Source organism: Rhizobium sp. AN5 (assembly GCF_900215255.1).
Classification (GTDB): Bacteria; Pseudomonadota; Alphaproteobacteria; order Rhizobiales; family Rhizobiaceae; genus Agrobacterium; species Agrobacterium tumefaciens.
The window spans coordinates 1,823,671-1,843,696 of record NZ_OCMJ01000003.1 but is presented as its reverse complement, the minus strand read 5'-3'; the positions used below and the strand labels follow the sequence as shown (position 1 = coordinate 1,843,696).

The window sequence follows — 20,026 nt, the reverse complement described above, 5'->3', positions numbered from 1 at the left end:
TCCGAACGGTTCAACGCACGGGAGAAACACAATGAATATCATCCGCTCCATTCTGATCGCCTCCGCCGCTTTCGCAGCATCGACAAGCATCGCGGTCTCAGCACCGGTCCTCGGGCTGACCGGCGACAAGACGCTCGTCATGTTCGACACTGAAAAACCAGCCGTCACAAAGACAATGGATGTCACCGGCGTCGACAAGCTCGTTGGCATTGATTTTCGCCCCGGTACCAAGACCGTCATCGGTGTGACGCCGGACCATCGCATCATCTCCATCAACCTCGAGACCGGCGCGGCATCCGATGTGGCCAAGATGGACAAAATGCTGACCATGACCGAAGCGCCGGTGGTGGTCGATTTCAACCCGGCAGCGGATCGTCTGCGTTTCATGACCGGCACGACCAATCACCGCGTGCATCCCGATACTGGTGCTGTGACGGTTGATGGAACACTGGCTTTTGAAGATGGCGACATGCACAAGGGAGAAACGCCAAACATCGTTGGCGCCGCCTATACCAACTCGATCGGCAAGCCGGAGAAGACGGCGATGTACAATATCGACGCGACCATCGGCGCTCTGGCTCAGCAGACGAAGCCGAATGACGGCACACTGAAGGCAATCGGCAAGCTCGGCCTCAAGGAAACGCCGGCAACCTACGCATTCGATATCCACGGCGAGGAAGGCGGCAAGAACACCGCATACCTGGCCGCCGGCAACACGCTATACACCGTCAACCTCGAAACCGGCGCAGCCACCGAAATCGGCGGGATTACAGGCGCAGACAACGGCTTGCGCGACATCACAATCCTTCCCGCGACGTGATTTAGCGTCATAGACTGCGCGTTTGCGCTATCAGAAAACGGCTGGTCCGGTTGTGCGGGCCGGCCTCTTTTATTTAATCGGTAATGTTGACGATCAGATATTCGGAAACAGATCTTATCGTTGGGGTGTATGACAGTCGTCCGTTAACGATCGAGCGTAAGCCAACGAAAATATTGATAACACTGACACATACACCCACCGCCGTCAAAGAACCGATAAGTCCCCGCGGCACCTTACCAGTTCCCTCAGTCTTGCCGTATCGCGCACCACATCGTCTTCGCTTTCTTTCCATAGGCAAACACAAATACGGCACACCCGGTTCGAAATGCGTGTCTAACTCGAGATATTTTTCACCCAATGGTTGACTCCATGTGATCTATTTAAATACCTGCTACTAAAAGTTTATGCGCATATTCTAATGCTGGGGGGCATGATGGGGGGCAGGTTGAGCTCGTGGAAAGACGCTGCAGGTCGTGCGGTGTCCTGTCTTCATACGATATCCAGAACGGGCGCCATCGCTCTTTCGCTTCTCCTTGTCATAGTGACACAGGCGCTTGCCCAGTCCGTCACGGTTTCGGCCGTCCCTGCGACGTTCAATGGCCTTGGTGATAACATCCGTTTCGATTACGTCATTGATCCCGGCTCCTACACCATCACCAGCATCAATCCCACAACCACGTCCATCAAGGGTGCAGTCGTATCCTGTCCCAGCGTGGGCAGCGGTCTTGAATGGCCCAACAAGCTGACATGTACTGCGGCTTACCGCGTCGACGAACTGGATGTCATGGCCGGGCAGTTATCGGATTTCGCCAGTTTCTCCGGCACCCGGGTGGGCGGACATTCTTTCAGCTTTACCAGCAATACGCTCGTCGTACGCGCCGTAGCAGGCGGGCCTGTCGTCCTGTCGGTAACGTCTTCGCCCAACCCATCCTTGCCCGGCCAAGAAGTGGAAGTCACGGCAACCGTCTCCTCCATGGGCTGCAATGCCGGCCAGTCGCCTCCGGGGAGCGTCAGCATTTCCATCGGTTCCCAATCGGCCAATCTCGGTCTGGCGCCGACCGGGCCGGTTAGCCCGGCATCTTCCGCCACCTTCCGGACGACGAGCCTGTCATCCGGAACATATCCGGTAAGCGCTTCCTACACAGGAGGCAGTGGCTGCAGCACATCTTCCGCAAGCGGCTCCAATCACACGGTCGAAACCAAACCGACTGTGACGATCAATCAGGCAACAGCGCAAGCGGACCCGACGTCCCGGTCGCCGATCCTGTTCGACGTCGCTTTCGACAAACCCATTGTTGGTTTTTCCGGCGCCGATGTGCAGCTGTCCGGCACGGCCGGCGCCACCACGGTCACGATTTCTGGTTCCGGTGCAACCTATCAGGTGGCGGTGTCGGGCATGACTCGGGCCGGAACCGTTGTTGCAACGATCCCCGCCGGAAGTGTCACGACACCGGCCGGCCTCGCAAACGAGGCGTCGACGAGTTCGGACAATTCGGTCTCATACGACCCGGTCAAAATCACCCCGGTCGCGATTGCCGATCCAGCCTATCAACAGGTCTATGGTCCGGTGGGCCTGAGCGCGAGCGGCGGTAGTGCGCCCCACAGCTTTGCGGTCTCAGCAGGCACGCTGCCGGGCGGGCTTTCTCTTTCCAGCAACGGTGAGCTGACCGGCACTCCAACTCAGACCGGCAATTTCAGTTTTACCGTGACGGCAACCGACTCTGGTGGGGCGACCGGAGAACAATCCTATTCCGTTTCCATCGCGGCACCCGTGATAGATATAAGTCCCACTTCCATCCCCAATGCGACGTATGACATAGCCTACAACCAGACCCTAACAGCCTCGGGCGGTGCATCACCACACAGCTTCTCAGTGAGCACGGGCTCGCTGCCGCCGGGCCTTTCATTGGCTGGCTCAGGCGAGCTTTCCGGAACGCCGATCTTGTCGGGCACCTATAACTTCACAGTCACCGCATCCGATGTAAATGGCCAGACGGGCAGCCGCGCTTATTCCATCAGTGTCGCATTCACTCTGCCCGATGCGCCGGTGGGCGTGATGGCAACCGCCGGTGACACCCAGGCGGCCGTATCCTTCCAGCCGCCGCCACGCAACGGTGGCGTGGCGATCACGGGTTACATCGTGACAGCGACCCCCGCAGATGTCGCGCCGGTAGCAGGGGGGAGCAGCCCCATCGTTGTCACAGGCCTAACCAACGGCCAAAGCTACACGTTCACGGTTACCGCCGAAAATGCTGCCGGTCAGAGTGCTGCCTCCGTTCAATCAAACAGCGTCACTCCGAAAGCGGCACAGACGCTCGCGTTCAACAATCCGGGGCCGCAGACGTTTGGAACGACGCCCACGCTGACGGCTAGCAGCGATTCCGGACTGACTCCGATTTTCACTTCCGTCACGACCGGCATCTGCACAATTACAAGCAGTGGCCTTCTGACCTTTGTTTCTACAGGCACATGTACGATCAATGCGGATCAGCCCGGCGACAGCGATTATCTTCCTGCGGGCCAGATCACGCGGTCGTTCACCGTCAATCCACAGGCACCTGTCGCCAACGCGGTCTCGGTCAGTGTTGCGCCTGATTCGTCCGACAACGTCATCGCTCTCAATGTGACGGGTGGAGACCCGGCCAGCGTCGCCATCGCCACGGCTCCGTCCAATGGCAACGCGACAGCAACCGGAACCATGATCACCTATACGCCAAGATCGGCATATACGGGTCAGGACAGTTTCACCTATACGGCAACGAATGTCAGCGGCGTGTCTGCGCCTGCAACCGTCACGGTTCTGGTCACGGCGACGACACTCGTCTTCTCTCCCTCCGCAGGACGGCTGACGGATGCATTCGTCGATATGCCCTATAGCCAGACCGTCACAGTATCAGGCGGCAATGCCCCCTATCAATATACGAGCAGCGGCGCGCTGCCCGATGGCCTCAACCTGAATTCCGCCACCGGAGAGATCACGGGCAATCCGACGACGGAAGGAAATGCGAGCTTCAACATCACCGCACGAGACACCAACGGCGTTACTGCTTCAGCTGCCTACACCATAGCTGTCCTGGTTGCCGCGCCTGTCGCAAGCGACAGCACAGTAACCGTCGTCGCAGATAGCACCGGCAATCCCGTACCTCTCAGCATATCGGGAGGCAGGCTGGACACAATCGCCGTTATCACCGGCCCATCACACGGAACTGTGAGCGTGACCGGCACCAGTGTTACCTACACGCCGAGCAGCGGCTATTCCGGCACCGACAGCTTTACCTATTCGGCGAGCAACTCTTCGGGCAATTCGTCCGCCACGGTCACGATCACAGTTACACCGCCAGCGGGCGCCCTTGCCCTTTCACCCGCAGGCGGAGCTTTGACGGAAGCGATGGCAGGAGAAGCTTACAGCCAGTCCATCACGGCTTCCGGCGGCACCAACCCGCTGCTCTACAGCCTTGCCGGCGGTACATTGCCAAAAGGCATGATCCTCAATCTTTCAACCGGCGAACTCACAGGTCCGCTGGAGACCGAAACCGAGGGTGACTATAGCTTTACCGTTCAGGTGCGGGACGCTCGAGGGGCAACCGCTGCAGCAGCCTATACGCTGAAAGTGAAGACCCGCGAAATCAATGTCGCCAACCGGGAGATCAGCGTAGCGCCGGGCGCAACACCGCCGAATATCAATCTCGCCACAGGCGCCACGGGCGGTCCCTTCACCGGCGCCGATCTCACCTTTGTCAGTCCTGCCAACGCCGGTCGGGCAAGCATCGTGAACGGCGAATTCGCTCAGGCCGGCGGTACGCAGGCGACGGGATTGTACCTCAAATTCATCCCCAATCCCGCATTCTCGGGTCAAGCCCGGGTGGGTTTTCGTCTCGTCAGTGCACTGGGTGCCTCCAACCAGGGGACCGTCACCTATAATCTCGGTTACGATGCTGCACAGGTGGCAGACGAGATAAATGATCTCGTGCATGGATTTGTCCGTGCCAGACAGAACATCATCGCGTCAACGATCAAGGTGCCGGGCCTTCTTGAACGGCGACAGATGGTAAACGCCACCAGTGCCGTCACTTCACGTGCAATGCCTTCCGGAGAGGGCATGGTTCTGAGTTTCGCCACCAGCCTTGCGCAGATCGAAGCTGCCCGAAACAACGCCGATGGCGTGACGAAAACGGAAATGCCGCTTTTCAACATCTGGCTTGACGGCTCGTTCCTCGTTCACAACCGGGATGAATCGGGAAGCAAATGGGGCAGCTTCGCCATGGTTTCAGCAGGTGTGGACTATCTGCTTTCCGACAAGGCACTGCTTGGTTTTTCCTTCCATTTCGACCGCATGACGGATCCGACGAACGGTGACAACGAATTGACCGGTAACGGCTGGCTCCTTGGCCCCTATGCCTCGTTTGAAATCGCCAGAGGCGTTTTCTGGGACAGCAGCCTGCTGTATGGCGGCTCTGCGAACGACATCGATACACCCTTCTGGGACGGCTCCTTCGATACCAACCGTTGGCTTTTCGACACGTCGATCTCGGGACGCTGGGACATCAATGACGTCACGACCTTCACGCCCAGACTTCGAGGTATTTATCTATCCGAGACTGTCGAAAACTATACAGTAGGCAATGACGTTGGTGACCTGATCGAGCTGCGCGGTTTTAAGGAAGAGCAATTGCGTGTCAGCCTCGGCGCCGAGATTGCCCGCCAGATTTCCCTTGAAAACGGTTCCATCATGACACCGAAATTCGGCGGAACAGTTGGTGTTTCGGGGCTGGATGGAGAAGGCGCATTTGGCTCCATCAGCACGGGAGTAACAGTTGAGACTGCGGAAAACTGGTCCATTGACGCCGGCCTCCTTTTTAACGTTGAAGGCGATGGGGAAACCTCGGCTGGTGCAAGAGTGGGTGTCAGCAAAAAGTTTTAGACCAGAGGCGTCGTCACCATCACAATCGTCGGATAATCCCTTGTAGACGATGGCACTCACCATTCGATCCTTGAACCGTTATAGGCAAAAAACTGCCCTGTTTGTGCCGGCGTGAGACCATCGATTGTTTCCATCAGGCGCGCGGCAGACTGCTGCGGGGTAAACCGGTCTTTGCCTTTAGAAAATGGCTGAGACAGCTCTGTTTCGACTGTACCGGGATGGAGCGCCACGATGATGGCCTGTGGGTTTGTGCGGGCGATTTCGATGGCTGCGGTTCGAATGATCTGATTTTGAGCGGCCTTGGATGCTCTGTAGGAGATCCATCCGCCCAATCTGTTGTCGCCAATCGAGCCAACGCGCGCGGACAGGGAGGCAAAAATGCTTCGCCTGTCTCTGCGCAGAAGCGGGGTGAAATACTTGAGCAGCAAAGCAGGGCCTATGGCATTGACCGCAAACTGCCTCGCCATGTGAACTTCGTCGATCGCCCTTATCGACTTTTCGGGACCGGCACCATCGACAGTCAAGGCACCGGTTGCATTGAATATCAGGTCGAAGGAGCCGCGCTGAGCCTCCAGACGGGCGGCAACTTCGCGCACTCTGGTTTCATTCGTTATGTCGAGACCATCGACACTTCGCGAGAGCGGCAAGGCTAGCGCGCAGTGAGGGTCGGCCTCGAAGTACGACAACAGGGCTCCACCAATGCCGCCGGAGGCGCCCAAGACGATCGTCTTGTAGCCATTTTCAAACGACTGCATCATCCATGCGCTCCAACAGCTGTTATTTCTGGACCGGAAACTCGAGCTTGCTGACGTCGTAGCCAAGCTCACGTGCTTTCATGATCATTTTATTGAGCTTCGTTTTGGACGGAATGTTGCGGGCGTAGATCCACACATCATCGGTCGACGGGTTGGCGCTGATGAACCAGGACTTATCAGGCGATTTGTAGAAAACCCAATAATTGAATGTGATGAAAAGAGGGTAGCGAACGCGCATCTTCGCGTTGGTTGATCCAAAATCCTCGATCTTGCCGACGCCGTTCACCGTCTTGAGGCGACCATTCGGATTTCCTGCTCGACAGCCATCTTCTATCAGCACTTCATCTGCCGATGCTCCCTGCCGATAGGTGGAATATCCTGCAACACATCCGTCTGTCAGCAACATGGGTATACGGCCGATTTCAAGCCAGGTACCGCGGTAATGATCGAGACCCACGGCAACTGGTTTGGGGGCTGCGGAAACCGCAGAACCGGCGAACAGAAACAGCGAAAATGTCAGGGCACCAATCATGCGGTTACGATCTCTAAGCATAAATTCCTCCTGTCGATGGCTCGGCTCTTGTTCAGATTTCGGTTCGCCGTGAAATTCCGGCATATCTAAGGGCGATAAAGACCATGAGGCTGGCGGCGGAGAACGCATTCAGATTGAGGAGCGTTGCAAGATCATCTGCCGACCAGGATTGCAGCGGCGCGCCCAGAAACGTCCGCGAGAAAAAGAAAGCGATGAAGACGAGGATTGCCATCGCATACTGCCAGAGCTTCTCGTCTGCGCGGAACGACATGGCTGCAAGCATGATGCAGGCTGCGAAGAAAAATTCGGTGCCCGAAGGCTGGCCGAATATTTTGGTTTCAAACAGCGTGTCGATTGTTCCCACCAAGGGGAGAGCGAGGCGCGCGGCCAAAGGGGATTTTTTCGCCAGAAATGGTACCGCAAGAAAGAATGGCACCGACAATAGGGTTACAAGCGATGCCACGGCTCCGTCATCGACCAGATACCACACGTAAAGCGGATAAAATGGCTTGTTGAGGATGATGACCCAGGCAACGGTTATGGTTGCTCGTGTCAGATCATCTTTTGCAGCAGACCCTGCATTTGCGGGCTGGCTATCGCGGCTTTGAAGCTCCATCGGACCCAGATATGTCTCCCTTTTCGCCTGAACATTGAAGGCGCAAGCCATGTACGAAAGGCGAGCCAATTTGGTTTCATCCTGCCAAGAAAACTTTAGGCATCCTGTTCGTCACCATTGTTGCGACGCTGGTGACCATCCCTCGCCAATGAACCACGACTGAATAATCTCTTCAGCTTCCGTTCCAACGGGACCGTCTACAACAAAGACGTTCAACCGCGGTCTTATCCGCCTGAGGAGACAGTCATGATCCGTACGTCTTTCGTTGCAATTGCACTCTCCGCTCTCGTTGGCTTCACCGCCACGGCCCCCGCCATGGCCAACGATGTGCGCATCGAACAATATGGCTGGTCGAACTCTGCCGGTGGTGCACAGGAAGGTTATGGCAACCGGATCCGCACCTACCAGAACGGCGGCTACAACCGGATCGTCGGCCATCAATATGGTCGTCACAACCTTTCGGCTGTCGGTCAGGAAGGGCACGACAATTACGGCTCCACCTATCAGAACGGCAGCCGCAACGTGGCGGGCATCGGCCAGTTCGGCTCCAACCACACCACCATCCTGACCCAGGACGGCAACGGCAACATCGCGGCCGGCGTTCAGGTTGGCCGTGGCTGCAGCGCCAACGTGAACCAGGGCGGCAATGATAATGTCGCGGCCTTCGTGCAGGCCTGCCCGTAAGCAGCCGCGGGCCTTGACGTGCAACTGGTCGAGATCAAGTCAACAGATCATCAAGGAGACTAGCCATGCCCCATAGCGTCACACATCCACGCCGCCTGGCGGCTATCCTTGCCGTTGCACTGCTTCCCTTCGGCGCCATTGCAGCCATGTCGACCGCAAATGACGTAAGCGAAGGCCAGCTCTGCGAGATCAAGGCAACACCACAGGCGGGCATGGTCAGGCTGGAGGCCTTCGCAAAGGGCAACACCGGTGCTGGAGGTACCTATGCCTTTCACGTCGAAAATTCAGGAGGCAGCGGGAGTTCCGTCATCAACCAGGGCGGCGGCTTTGATGCCGCTGCCGGGCGTTCGCAACTTCTGAGTTCGGTTACGCTTGGCGCGAAGGGAGCGCATTACAAGGCGGTGCTGGATCTCGAAATCGATGGCAAGCGCTTCAGCTGCACGAAGCAGGTTGGCGGCGACTAGGCTGACCTCAACTATACATTTCCACCAGAGAGGGCGCCGTTTGAGCGCCCTTTTCTTTGATCCTAGTGCAGCGACTGAACGACATGTGAATGAGCAATTCCGTTCGGGTTCAGTTGCAGGATGAGAGAGTGGATCATCGGCAAGGGCACTGACAAAATGGAGATCAGAATGACCCGCAACGTGTTGAAACTTCTCACCGTTACTCTGCTTGTTGGAGGCCTTGCGCCGCTCGGATTTACGGCTCCCGCTCATGCCGGTGGCCGCATTTCCTTTGACCTCGCGCCTGGCAATTCCGGGGATGGGGATCTGTTCTCAACCGGACTGCGCGCCTACTCGCTTTATCGCGATCTGAAAGACGCAGACATCCGGCAATTGGGCCGGGGAAATGCGGCAGGCATCGCCCAGAACGGTCGCGGCAATCTCGGCTTTATCCGGCAGCGCGGCAACGGCCATTCCGCAACGCTGCAGCAAAACAGCAATAACAATGCCTATGGCATTTTCCAGTATGGGCGGAACACCGAAACGAACGTGGAGCAGAACGGAGACAACGGCAGCGGCCTGACGTTCAGCTACGGCTGGTAAGTGATAGTTTAAAGTAAGCAGAGAAACGCCACAGGCCCCACCTCGCTCCCGATAGTTCGCCTTCGTCGCTCTCCTCATTGGCGCCATTGCCGCATGGATCGGCGGCGCTGTCGGCACCACACGGAGCTGGGTTTACGAGCCGAGCCATGACTGAGAAATAAGCGGGGCCAGATCTGATCCAGTGTCCCGCCGTTCGGTGAAAACAGAGAAAAGGCCCGCTGCACGGGCGCTTGCTTTATCTGCGCGTCAGCTCAGGCGGTTCAAAAACAGAGCCGCCTTTGCCCTGATGTCATGGCGGACGTCTTCGCTCATCCGGGACCATGTGGCGTAGGGCTGCGCCAGACGATGGTTAGATTTCAGCCTTTCACGGTTGCGGGCCAGAAAATCCCAGTATAGCGCGTTGAATGGACAGGCCTTGTCACCCAAGCGCTCCTTCGGGTCATAGCGGCATCGGCTGCAATAATCCGACATGCGATTGATGTAGTTGCCACTAGCGGCATAGGGCTTTGTTCCGAGAAAGCCGCCATCGGCGAACTGGCTCATGCCGATCACATTCGGCAGCTCAACCCATTCATAGGCATCCGCATAGACCTCGAGATACCATTGATGAACGGCCTTCGGATCAATGCCGGCGAGAAGGGCAAAGTTTCCCGTGATCATCAGGCGCTGGATATGGTGAGCATAGGCATTTTCGATGGTTTCCGTAATTACGGTCGCCATGCAGTTCATGTGGGTTTTGCCCGTCCAGTAAAAGCCCGGCAGCGGCCTGTCGTTTTGGAAGAAATTGCTGTCGACATAGTCCGGCCCGGCAAACCAGTAGATGCCACGCATATATTCCCGCCAGCCGATAATCTGGCGAATGAAACCCTCGACGGCATTGAGCGGTGCCGCGCCCTCGTTGTAGGCGCGCTCCGCCGCCTTGCAGACCTCCAGCGCATCCAGCAGCCCGCAATTGATGTAAAAAGACAGAAGCGAGTGGTTGAGATACGGATCATCCTGCAGCATGGCATCCTGCGTGGCGCCGAAATTCATGAGGAAATCGTCTATGAAGGCACTGAGCGCCCGCTGGGCATCGGCGCGGGTGACGGCGAAACCGAAATTCTCAAGCTTGCCGAAATTGTCGGGAAACAGCCGCTCGACGGTGTCGATGACGTCCCTTGTTATCCTGTCCGGTGCGAAGACCGGGTGTCTTGGCCTCAGCAAATCCGGCTTGGCGGGGCTGCGGTTTTCCGAGTCAAAATTCCAGCGTCCGCCGACCGGCTCTTCGCCATTCATCAACAGCCCAGTCTTGCGACGCATTTCCCGGTAAAAATACTCCATCGTCAGGCTTTTGCGCCCGGCCGCCCAGCGCTCGAACTCCTCATGGCTGGCAAGAAAGCGCCGATCAGGGCGGATATCGACCTCGATATTGAAGGCGCTGGCGAAGCGCTCGATCTCTGACTTGACGCGCCATTCTCCAGCCTCGGTGACGCAAATCCTGGAAGGGGTCAGGTCGTTTAACGCCCGCTGCACCTCACCGGAGAAGGAGCCCGCATTGTCGCGATCATCAATCCGCGTGTAGCGAACCTGGTATCCTTTGCCACGCAGTTCCTCGGCGAAGTGGCGCATGGCGGAAAAGATGAACGCGATCTTCTTTTTGTGATGGCCGACATAGGTGGCCTCCGCCATAACCTCGCAAAGCAGGATCGTATCGCGCGTCTTGTCGACCCCATCCAGCGACGATAGGGAGGGAGATAATTGATCGCCGAGGATCAAGACCAGTTGAGACACCGACAATTTCCTTCAAACCCGACATAATCATCACCTGCGCAAGATCACGGGCCAGACGCCCACTGCCTCTTCAGGGTGGCATAGATGAATTCGTCCCCCCAGGTGCCGCCAAACCGGTCATTCTCGATCAAATGCGCTTCTTTGCGCAGGCCAAGGCGTTCAACAACGCCGACCGATCCGTGGTTCAGGGCATCCAGCCGCGCGAAAATCCTGTGATATCCGAGCGTCTCGAAGCCAAGGCTGATCATGGCCCGGACAGCTTCCGTCGCATATCCCTTGCCTGAAAAATCAGGATTGAAGACATAACCGACTTCCGCCTGCAAAGCTGCCTTGCTCGCGATTTTAAGCAGGACTTCGCCGATCAACGTGTCATCGTCACTGCGCGTAACGGCAAGTCGCAGCGTATCGCCGTCCTCTTCAAACGGAGCCTCGAGCAGCGCTGCGAATTGGGTTTTCACCGCATCATCCGAAGGGGGTGCGGCATAGAGGAAACGGTAGACGTCATCGCGCGTGTGGTAATCGGCATATGATGCGAGATCAGCGGGCTGGAAATTCCGAAGGATCAGCCGGTCGGTCTTTATCGGTAGGTAGGTCTCAGGGTTCATTAATGCGCACTTTCAATAATGCGCGATATCTGGGGTCGCGTGCACCTGATCGCAAGAGAGCCGTCCATCGAGATCGTTCAGAGTATCTGTTCCACCAATGCGCTAGTCGGAAAAGGTGGCCAGAAGCTTTCCGCCTCTGTTCAGCACGCTTGACCGAGGCGACACCGGTTCAGAACCGGTGGACGCAGAAGATGGTGTTATCAACCATGCACCGGGATAATCAGTCCGGATGTGCCGGGGATTGAGGCGAATTCCACTGCCGGCTGCGAAGTGGAGCGCGCCCACTGTTGCTTTCTTCGACAAAACCGCGCTTCGGATTTCATAGAGTTTTCTTTCTCCATCAAGGGCGAGCGTGACATCCTCAAGAGCGAAATCATCAATGCGGATAGTCTGGCCCGCGGGCGTGTCGAGAACCCACCTGTCGGAATCGATGAAACCGTCGGTATAGACATTGCCGGAGGAGGCACGCAGAAACGTGCCCTTCGGCAAGACAATGCCGTCGACGATGTTCCCGTCGGCAAGGACACATCGGCTGAAAGCGGAGACATCCCCGTCAGCCTTCAGGTCGAACTCCACCGGTTGTGTCGCATCGCAGCGCCAGCCGCTCTGCAGGGTCACGCCGTTGCCCGTCACCCGCATCGTCTCCGGAACAAAGCCGACGGTCTCATAATTTCCGTTGGTTTTTATCGCGATATAGCGGGCGATATCGACGGCATCGACATTCGCGACCCGCACGGGATGGGGGAAGACCGCGCGGTTGAAGGATTCCCTGGTGTCGGCCACGGCCAGTTCAAGTTTCGTGCCTTTGGGCATGTCGATCTGGCCAAGGCGCACCGGCTCTCCAAGCTCCGGCCGATAGCTAGACGCCATTTCCCTGTCATAGGCACGCATCTGGAGATAGAAATTACCGAACTGCCAAAGTGTAAAAATCGCAATGGCGGTGGCCAGCCCATAAGCCAGGATCATCGGGCGCGCCCAGCGGCCTCCTGCGTATCGTGCAATCAACACCACTGTCCAGATACCCCAGACCAGTGTCGTGGCAAGAAGGAAGGCAAGCAAAAGCAGCGCTTCGACGGAGGGGAGTGCAACTGGGATCATGCGAACCAACGAAATGATGCGGATCGATTGCGATCCTGACAGGCAAGATAGCTCTACCCGACGAATGGTGCATTGTTCAACGCCCGGATCTGCCGGCCAGAACGCCACTGCATGCGATCTGGATGCCTCAGCCTATCGCAAAACGTCCGGTCAGGACGATGGACAGGCGGCATATTGCTCGAATTCGACAAGGCTCGTCGGCCTCGCAAAAAGATAGCCCTGAAACAATCGGCAGCCGTAGGACATCATCATCCGCAGCTCCGCCTCGGTCTCCACGCCTTCGGCCAGAACTTCCAGCGAAAGGTCGTGCCCCATCTGGACGATGTTTCGCTTGATTGTCGCCATACGCCCGCTTTCGGTCACCCCCGTCACGAAGCTGCGATCAATCTTGATCTGTTTGAGCGGCAATTGCCGCAGGTAGCTTAGTGAGGAGTAGCCAGTGCCGAAATCGTCGAGTGAAATCGTGAAGCCGGAACGATCAAGGAGCTTCATTTTCGCGATCGCTGCTTCTATGTCGAATAGGAAAACGCTCTCGGTCAGCTCCAGCTTGAGAAGCTGTGGCTTGATGCCCTGAGACGAGGCGGCATCAAGAAGCTGCCCGGAAAATCCCGCGTCGACGAAATGATCGGCAGTGATGTTGATAGACAAGGTGAGATTTTGGGTTGCCGGGTTCTCCTGCCATCTCGCAAGTGTCTTGCAGGCTTCGGCAATGACCCAAGCGCCGATTGTCGGCATGAAACCGGTTTGCTGCGCAAGCGCGATGAAATCGGCTGGCGGGATGTATCCCCGTTTCGGGTGGTTCCACCGCAACAGCGCCTCTGCGCCAAGCAGCGTGCCATCTGCGCGGACCTGCGCCTGATAGAAAAGTTCAAACTGGCCATTCGAAAGCGCGGAACGCAACTCCAATGCTTTTTTCGTATGATTGCGAAACTGCGCCTGCATGGCGGCGACGCCTCCACACAGCATCACCGCGGAGAAAACGCTGTTGAACCAGGCGCTGATGCTGCGCACGTCCTGCGGCATGGGAGTACTGAACGAAAACCGCGCGGCGGACGCGCAGAAATAAACAAAGGCCGCGAGACTTGCCGCGATGACCAGAAACTGGGCGGCGGAACGCTGGCGTTGAAAATTCATGTAGCCGACGAAGATAATGACGAGCAGGTAGAGATGCGTCGTCCTCGGTATGGTATCGTCTGAGACATCGATAGCGACGGAATACCAGCAGACGAACAGGATGCAGGCGCTCTGAGCGAGGATGAGTCCGAGGGAAAATTGGCCCATCAGACAAGTCAGCCAGCACGGCACGATCGCAACCCCCAGAATGAGGAGGCTGAGCGCAATGCCCCATCGTTCCGTGAGGATGAAAAACACGAACCAGCCAGTCGCCAGCGCCACGCCCATCCAGGCTGCAACTCGACACAGGAGAAGAAGATGCTGCGAATATTCCTCTCGGTCTTTTGTTTTCTGAAAAGGCATGCTGACCCTTGGCTTGGACTACGGGGCGAGCCCGCTCCTTGATGCAAAAGCCGAATGGAAGCTAGACGAGGTCGTCGAACTTCGCAGATTTCAAAAAACGGGGTTAAGCAAACAGGAATGAAATCAACAAATTTTGCACGATCAAATCATGCACAATCAATCTGATATCCACTGTTCCCGCTTCTCCGACCTCGGCGGCCTGCACCAACCAAGGAGACACCTTCGCCGCATCTCACCGAAGGGCGAAGCCGCGCCGGATTGGTTCACATGCGAGTGTTTGCAGCGATCTAGACGCGCGCCATGAGGTAGTGTCCAACGCTCCAGACCTTGCCATCTTCGTGCCCGAAAAGACCTGCCGTCGCGAGGAAGAACAGTCTCCAACGCCGTTCCCACAAGCGCGCATCGTTGCCATAGACTCGCTGCAGGATCGGTCGGATACGGTCGATCTCCCGGTCGAAATTTCCAAGCCAGTCGAGGGCCGTCCGGCGATAATGTGATCCCGACCAGCGCCAGTCCTGTTCCACGGTGAAAAGCGCCGGGAAACGGTGAGGAAGATCGAAGGCAGGCATAATGCCGCCGGTGAAGAAATGCTGCGCGATCCAGTCTGCCCGGTTGCCATGGTCGAAACGATAGGATCGATCCCGGTGATTGAAGACGTGAAGGAAGAACTTGCCTTCCGGCGTCAGCCACGAGCGGACGCGCTCGAACAATACCTGCCAGTTAGACATGTGCTCGAACATTTCCACCGATACGACACGGTCGAAACGCTCGTCAGTTGTGAAATCATTCATATCGGCCGTCACCACCGAGAGGTTCGACAGCCCACGCTCATTTGCGCGTTCGATTATATATTCGCGCTGTGAAGCCGAATTTGAAACTGACGTAATCCGCGCATTGGGAAACCGGCCGGCCATATAAAGGGAGAGCGAACCCCAACCACAGCCGAGTTCGAGAATATTCAGGCCGTCCTGCAATCGGGCATGGGAAACAGTCTCTTCCAGCGCCAATGTTTCAGCCTCATCCAGCGTTGTCTGAGCATTGGGATAAAAGCAGCAGGAATATTTTCTTTGCGCGCCAAGGACGATTGCAAAGAATTCAGCCGGCACTTCGTAGTGCTGCCTGTTCGCCTCGTCGGTGTGCGTGGCGACGGGAAATTTCGCCATATCAGACACAAAAGCGTTTTCTTCCGCCGCCGGAACGCCGGCAAGTCGCCGTTTGGTACGGGCGCAGAGCATGTCGATGCCGGCAAGCGTCATATTGTCACTCAGCGGTGCGCGTTCGGCAGCGTTGATGGCGAATGCGAGCATGTTCATGGCGTGTCCTCATTCTTGCGTGGCCCCGGAAAGAAGGCGTTGACGCGGTTTTGCAGGGCGCGGAATTTCTCTCCGCGTGATTTCAGCATGTGTTCTTCGAGCGGGGGAATGCCGGAGACGTGGACGAGCAGCCAGTACATCATGGCTGGCGCAGCAAGCGACAGCCATGACAACGGCTGCGCATGGATGGCCAACAACGGAAAGCCGCACCAGAAAAGCCACTCGAAAAAGTAGTTGGGATGACGCGAGTAGCGCCACAGACCAGTCTCGCAGACGCCGTTTTTGGCCTCCGGGGTTTTTCTGAACTGTGAAAGCTGTGCGTCAGAGGTCGCTTCCCCGACAAGCGCACCAGCCGCGATGATCAACGCCATCACATCGACAATGCTTGGAAATGGCAGAGGATTGCTGGCGGAAAGATAGACGGAGAGAACCAGCACGAAGGCGGCAACGGCCTGAATCTGGAGAAAAGCGAAAAGCCGCAACGAGGCATTGCTGCCCCATTCTTCTATAAGCTTCGCGTAACGTGGATCTTCGCCACCTCCCCTCGTCCGCATGCCGATGTGTCCCGCGAGCCGCAGCGACCAGACAATTATGAGAAAGAGAACCGCTCCCCGGCGCCAGCTATCTCCATCGGAAAAAACGACGGCAACCACGCCGCCGAGCCCGACACTCGCAGACCAGACGGTGTCGATCCAGCCACTCGATCCTGTGTAACGCTGCAACGCCCAGGCTGCCGCCATCAGAAGCGACATCAGCACGGCAAGGTCCACCACAACAGACATCATCACCATTCCGCTCACTGTATTCGAAGGACTTCAGACCAGGTTTTCCAGTGGCAACTACGGGCGAGACGGCAAAAGAGTTTCAGGCGCCTGACAAAATTCTGAAAAATTTGCGTGCCGCTGAAACTTATCGATCCGCTCCTTCGTATCTGTCGCAAGCCGTAAATCTGAATTGTGAATGCAATAGCGAGGAACCATGTTCGATACCGAAGCCAAAAGAAAAGACAGCCGGCGAAACATCGCCGTGATCGGAACAGGCATTTCCGGTCTGTCTGCGGCCTGGCTTTTGTCGAAACGGCATGATGTCACGGTTTTCGAGGCTGCGGACCGCGTTGGCGGCCACAGCAACACCGTGACGTTCAAAACTGAACAGGGGGCGGTGTCTGTCGATACGGGTTTCATCGTCTATAATGAGGTGACGTACCCCAATCTGACGGCACTGTTCAAAACGCTGGGAGTGCCAACGGCGGCCTCCGACATGTCCTTTGCGGTTTCGCTGGATGATGGCGGTTTCGAATATTCCGGCGGCTCTGGCTTTGGCCTTTTGGCGCAAAAGAGAAATGCCTTCAGGCCGCGCTTCTGGGCAATGCTTGCCGACCTCTTGCGCTTTTATCGCAATGCCCCGCGCGATCTGCCGATGATGGGCGATATGTCGCTCGATGAGTATCTTTCTCAAAACAACTATGGCGACGCCTTTCGCAACGATCATCTTTACCCGATGGCCGCAGCCATATGGTCTACCCCGGCCATGGAAGTCGGCCGTTACCCGGCAGCACATTTCGTGAAGTTCTGCAGCAATCATGGCCTGCTGTTGCTGCGCAACCGGCCCGTCTGGCGCACCGTTGTCGGCGGCAGCCGGGAATATGTGAAACGCCTCACTGCGCCATTCGTCGATCGCATTCGGCTCTCGACACCCGTCACACGCATCCACCGGCTGGCGGACGGGGTCGAGATCGCCAACACTAACGGCGAATTCGAACGTTTCGACGATGTGGTGATTGCCACACACGCAGATCAGGCGCTGGAGATGCTGACGGACGCGACTCAGGCCGAACGGCGCATTCTCGGCGCGTTTGGCTATACGAAAAACAGGGCGGTACTGCACACGGACAGCAGTTTCATGCCCCGCAGGCGCGCCGCCTGGTCAAGCTGGAACTATGTGGCCGATACACGCATCGAAACGGGGCAGCCGAGCATCACCTACTGGATGAACAAGCTTCAGCCTCTGGGCGAAATCCCTGACACCTTCGTAACGCTGAACCCGACGCGCGAACCGGAAAGGGGAAAAATCATCACCGAGGAAACCTACCACCATCCTGTTTTCGATGCCGGCACCGAGCAGATGAGGCAGGAACTGTGGGCCTTGCAGGGGTTGAGAAACACCTGGTTCTGCGGCGCCTATTTTGGCTCGGGTTTTCATGAAGACGGCATTCAGGCAGGACTTGCCGTCGCCGAGGATCTGGGCGGCCTGTCAAGGCCCTGGAAGGTTACCGATGATAGCGGCCGGATCGTCCGTCTGAATTTGGCTTCGCGGAAAAGAACGATCAAACTCGTTGAGGCGATCCCATGACGTCTCATTTCTCCTCTGCCCTTTTTCCCGGACATGTGATGCATGCGCGCTTCAAGCCGAAAGCGCACCGGCTGGCCTATCGCATTTACTCGCTGCTTCTCGACCTTGATGAACTCGACGCGCTTGACCGTAAGCTGCGGCTGTTCTCCGTCGATCGTTTCAACCTGTTTTCCTTTCACCGCCGGGACCGCGGCGACGGGAGCAAGGTGGAATTGCGCAACCAGATCGAGAACGCCATGACGGCCGCAGGCATGACCGTCGATGGTGGTCCGATCCGTCTGCTCACCATGCCACGCATCCTCGGCTGGGCCTTCAATCCACTCAGCGTGTTTTTCTACCACGGCCGGAACGGGTCTCTCAAAGCCATTCTCTGGGAGGTCGACAACACGTTCGGCGAGCGGCATTCCTACCTTATCCCGGTGGAGACCGAAGGTGCGGCCGAGATCGTCCAGCGCTGCGACAAGGCCTTCTATGTCTCGCCCTTCATGGACATGGATCTCCGTTATGTCTTTCGGGTCATTCCACCCGGCGACAAGCTGAAGATCGTTATCGATACATTTGACGACGACGGGCCAGTCCTGACTGCAAGGCATCTGGCGCGGCGTGTCGAGCTGACAGACGGCACGCTCCTGAAGGCTTTTGTCACCATTCCCTTTCTTACCCTCAAGGTTGTTGCCGGCATCCATTGGGAAGCACTTAAAATATGGCTCAAGGGTGTGCGTCTGAGAAAACGACCGCGTCCACCGTCTGCCCCTGTCTCCTTCATTCACCCATCACCATCGCAAATCGAGGCCAAACTTCATGACCCCGTTTGATAATCTCAACGAACTATCGCTGGAAAACACGCAGATGCGGCAACGCACCGGTCCCGAAGGCTGGCTCATGGCCAAGCTCTTGAACAACGTCTCCAAGGGCAGACTGCGCGTCATGCTGCCCGGTGGCGGCATGATTGAGAAATCCGGGGAACATGAGGGCACCGAGGCGACGCTTGTTCTCCATCGCTGGCGCGCGCTACGGCGGCTCATCCTCAATGGCGACATCGGTTTTGCCGAGGGTTACATCGAAGACGACTGGTCTACACCGGATCTGACGGCCCTGATCCGTTTTGCGGCGCAGAACAACGACGCTTTCGGGGGATCGACGCGCGGCAGCCTGCCCATGCGCCTCATCAATCGCCTTGGCCACCGGCTGAACGCCAATACAAAGCGCGGAAGCCGCCGCAACATCGAGGCCCATTACGATCTCGGCAACGAGTTCTACCGGCAATGGCTCGATTCCTCGATGCTCTATTCGTCGGCGATTTTCGACGATACGACGCCAACGCTTGAGGCGGCCCAACTCAAAAAACTCAACCGCATCGTCGACAAGCTGCAATTGAACGGCGATGAGAGCGTATTGGAGATAGGCTGCGGCTGGGGCGCGCTTGCAATCCACCTCGCGACCCAGGCGGATGCCAACGTTACCGGCCTCACCCTTTCGCCCTCCCAGTTGAATTGGGCAAAGGCGGCAGCGGAAAAAACCGACAAGGCGGAGCATATCGATCTCAGGCTCGAGGACTATCGCGATGTCGAAGGCAAGTTCGACCGCATCGTTTCCGTCGAGATGTTCGAAGCGGTCGGTGAGGCCTATTGGCCGAGCTATTTCGAAACACTGAAACGCTGCCTGAAACCCGGCGGGCGCGCGGTGCTGCAAATCATCTCCATTGAACCTGCCCGGTTCGACAATTACCGGCGAAACGCGGACTTCATCCAGAAATACATCTTTCCGGGCGGCTTTCTGCCATCTGACGAAGCCCTTGAACGAGCAATCGGCAGAGCGGGCCTCAGCCTCACCGATACCGAGCTTTTCGGCCAGTCCTATGCCCGCACGCTGGCGGAATGGCGGCAGCGTTTTCATGCGCACTGGCAGACAATCTCGCTGCTGGGTTTCGATGACCGCTTCAGGCGGCTCTGGGATTACTACCTCTGCTACTGCGAAGCCGGATTTACCGAGGGAACCATCAATGTCGGCTTCTACACGATCGAGCACAAATAAGAGG

Annotated in this window: 17 protein-coding genes; 8 read left to right on the top strand and 9 right to left on the bottom strand. The window is 57.2% G+C overall.

Annotated elements, in window-relative coordinates; all coding sequences use genetic code 11:
- Nucleotides 1-31 precede the first annotated feature (31 nt).
- A complete protein-coding gene (locus tag CRP02_RS11850; RefSeq protein WP_097171172.1) occupies nucleotides 32-820 on the top strand; it encodes a DUF4394 domain-containing protein in 789 nt (262 codons plus the stop codon).
- Nucleotides 821-1,298: 478 nt separating this feature from the next.
- Nucleotides 1,299-5,741 (top strand): putative Ig domain-containing protein, encoded by a 4,443-nt coding sequence (locus CRP02_RS11845; protein ID WP_097171171.1) that lies wholly within the window; start codon nucleotides 1,299-1,301, stop codon nucleotides 5,739-5,741.
- 56 nt (nucleotides 5,742-5,797) lie between these two features.
- Here the strand turns inward: CRP02_RS11845 and CRP02_RS11840 are convergent, their stop codons facing one another.
- Genes CRP02_RS11840 through CRP02_RS11830 form a run of 3 tightly spaced genes read right to left on the bottom strand, consistent with a single transcriptional unit; the run spans nucleotide 5,798 to nucleotide 7,644 of the window.
- Nucleotides 5,798-6,499, bottom strand: coding sequence for an SDR family NAD(P)-dependent oxidoreductase (locus CRP02_RS11840; protein ID WP_179783991.1), 702 nt, complete (start codon nucleotides 6,497-6,499; stop codon nucleotides 5,798-5,800).
- 19 nt (nucleotides 6,500-6,518) lie between these two features.
- Nucleotides 6,519-7,049, bottom strand: coding sequence for a lipocalin family protein (locus CRP02_RS11835; RefSeq protein ID WP_097171170.1), 531 nt, complete (start codon nucleotides 7,047-7,049; stop codon nucleotides 6,519-6,521).
- A gap of 31 nt (nucleotides 7,050-7,080) precedes the next feature.
- Nucleotides 7,081-7,644 (bottom strand): hypothetical protein, encoded by a 564-nt coding sequence (locus tag CRP02_RS11830; protein WP_097171340.1) that lies wholly within the window; start codon nucleotides 7,642-7,644, stop codon nucleotides 7,081-7,083.
- 246 nt (nucleotides 7,645-7,890) lie between these two features.
- Here CRP02_RS11830 and CRP02_RS11825 point away from each other — a divergent pair, with 246 nt between their 5' ends.
- From CRP02_RS11825 to CRP02_RS11815, 3 genes are all read left to right on the top strand, one after another.
- On the top strand, nucleotides 7,891-8,328 hold the full coding sequence (locus tag CRP02_RS11825) for a curlin (RefSeq protein ID WP_013761025.1): 438 nt from the start codon (nucleotides 7,891-7,893) through the stop codon (nucleotides 8,326-8,328).
- Nucleotides 8,329-8,393: 65 nt separating this feature from the next.
- Nucleotides 8,394-8,792 carry a curli-like amyloid fiber formation chaperone CsgH gene (gene csgH, locus CRP02_RS11820; protein ID WP_097171169.1) on the top strand — a complete coding sequence of 133 codons (399 nt, stop codon included), beginning with the start codon at nucleotides 8,394-8,396 and terminating at the stop codon, nucleotides 8,790-8,792.
- A gap of 168 nt (nucleotides 8,793-8,960) precedes the next feature.
- Complete coding sequence (locus CRP02_RS11815; protein ID WP_179783990.1) at nucleotides 8,961-9,374, top strand: curlin; 414 nt, start codon at nucleotides 8,961-8,963, stop codon at nucleotides 9,372-9,374.
- Nucleotides 9,375-9,620: 246 nt separating this feature from the next.
- On the opposite strand, the gene phrB is transcribed toward CRP02_RS11815, so the two are convergent.
- From phrB to CRP02_RS11785, 6 genes are all read right to left on the bottom strand, one after another.
- Complete coding sequence (phrB, locus tag CRP02_RS11810) at nucleotides 9,621-11,144, bottom strand: (6-4)DNA photolyase (RefSeq protein ID WP_097171168.1); 1,524 nt, start codon at nucleotides 11,142-11,144, stop codon at nucleotides 9,621-9,623.
- 44 nt (nucleotides 11,145-11,188) lie between these two features.
- Nucleotides 11,189-11,749, bottom strand: a complete 561-nt coding sequence (locus CRP02_RS11805) for a GNAT family N-acetyltransferase (protein WP_097171167.1) — start codon at nucleotides 11,747-11,749, stop codon at nucleotides 11,189-11,191.
- Between the two features lie 102 nt (nucleotides 11,750-11,851).
- A complete protein-coding gene (locus CRP02_RS11800) occupies nucleotides 11,852-12,847 on the bottom strand; it encodes a hypothetical protein (protein WP_097171166.1) in 996 nt (331 codons plus the stop codon).
- 150 nt (nucleotides 12,848-12,997) lie between these two features.
- Nucleotides 12,998-14,323, bottom strand: coding sequence for a putative bifunctional diguanylate cyclase/phosphodiesterase (locus CRP02_RS11795; RefSeq protein WP_097171165.1), 1,326 nt, complete (start codon nucleotides 14,321-14,323; stop codon nucleotides 12,998-13,000).
- A 287-nt stretch (nucleotides 14,324-14,610) separates the two neighbouring features.
- A complete protein-coding gene (locus CRP02_RS11790) occupies nucleotides 14,611-15,636 on the bottom strand; it encodes an SAM-dependent methyltransferase (protein ID WP_097171164.1) in 1,026 nt (341 codons plus the stop codon).
- Nucleotides 15,633-16,421 carry a DUF1295 domain-containing protein gene (locus tag CRP02_RS11785; protein ID WP_097171338.1) on the bottom strand — a complete coding sequence of 263 codons (789 nt, stop codon included), beginning with the start codon at nucleotides 16,419-16,421 and terminating at the stop codon, nucleotides 15,633-15,635. Before CRP02_RS11785 ends, CRP02_RS11790 begins: the two co-directional genes overlap by 4 nt.
- Nucleotides 16,422-16,614: 193 nt before the next feature.
- Here CRP02_RS11785 and CRP02_RS11780 point away from each other — a divergent pair, with 193 nt between their 5' ends.
- From CRP02_RS11780 to CRP02_RS11770, 3 genes are read left to right on the top strand one after another with little or no spacing between them, the layout of a single operon-like run.
- Nucleotides 16,615-17,988: an NAD(P)/FAD-dependent oxidoreductase gene (locus CRP02_RS11780; RefSeq protein WP_097171163.1), complete on the top strand. Its 1,374-nt coding sequence runs from the start codon at nucleotides 16,615-16,617 to the stop codon at nucleotides 17,986-17,988.
- Entirely contained in the window at nucleotides 17,985-18,803 is an 819-nt protein-coding gene (locus tag CRP02_RS11775) for a DUF1365 domain-containing protein (protein ID WP_097171162.1), read from the top strand. The genes CRP02_RS11780 and CRP02_RS11775 overlap by 4 nt, the downstream gene beginning before the upstream one ends.
- On the top strand, nucleotides 18,790-20,022 hold the full coding sequence (locus CRP02_RS11770) for an SAM-dependent methyltransferase (RefSeq protein ID WP_097171161.1): 1,233 nt from the start codon (nucleotides 18,790-18,792) through the stop codon (nucleotides 20,020-20,022). Before CRP02_RS11775 ends, CRP02_RS11770 begins: the two co-directional genes overlap by 14 nt.
- Nucleotides 20,023-20,026 lie beyond the last annotated feature (4 nt).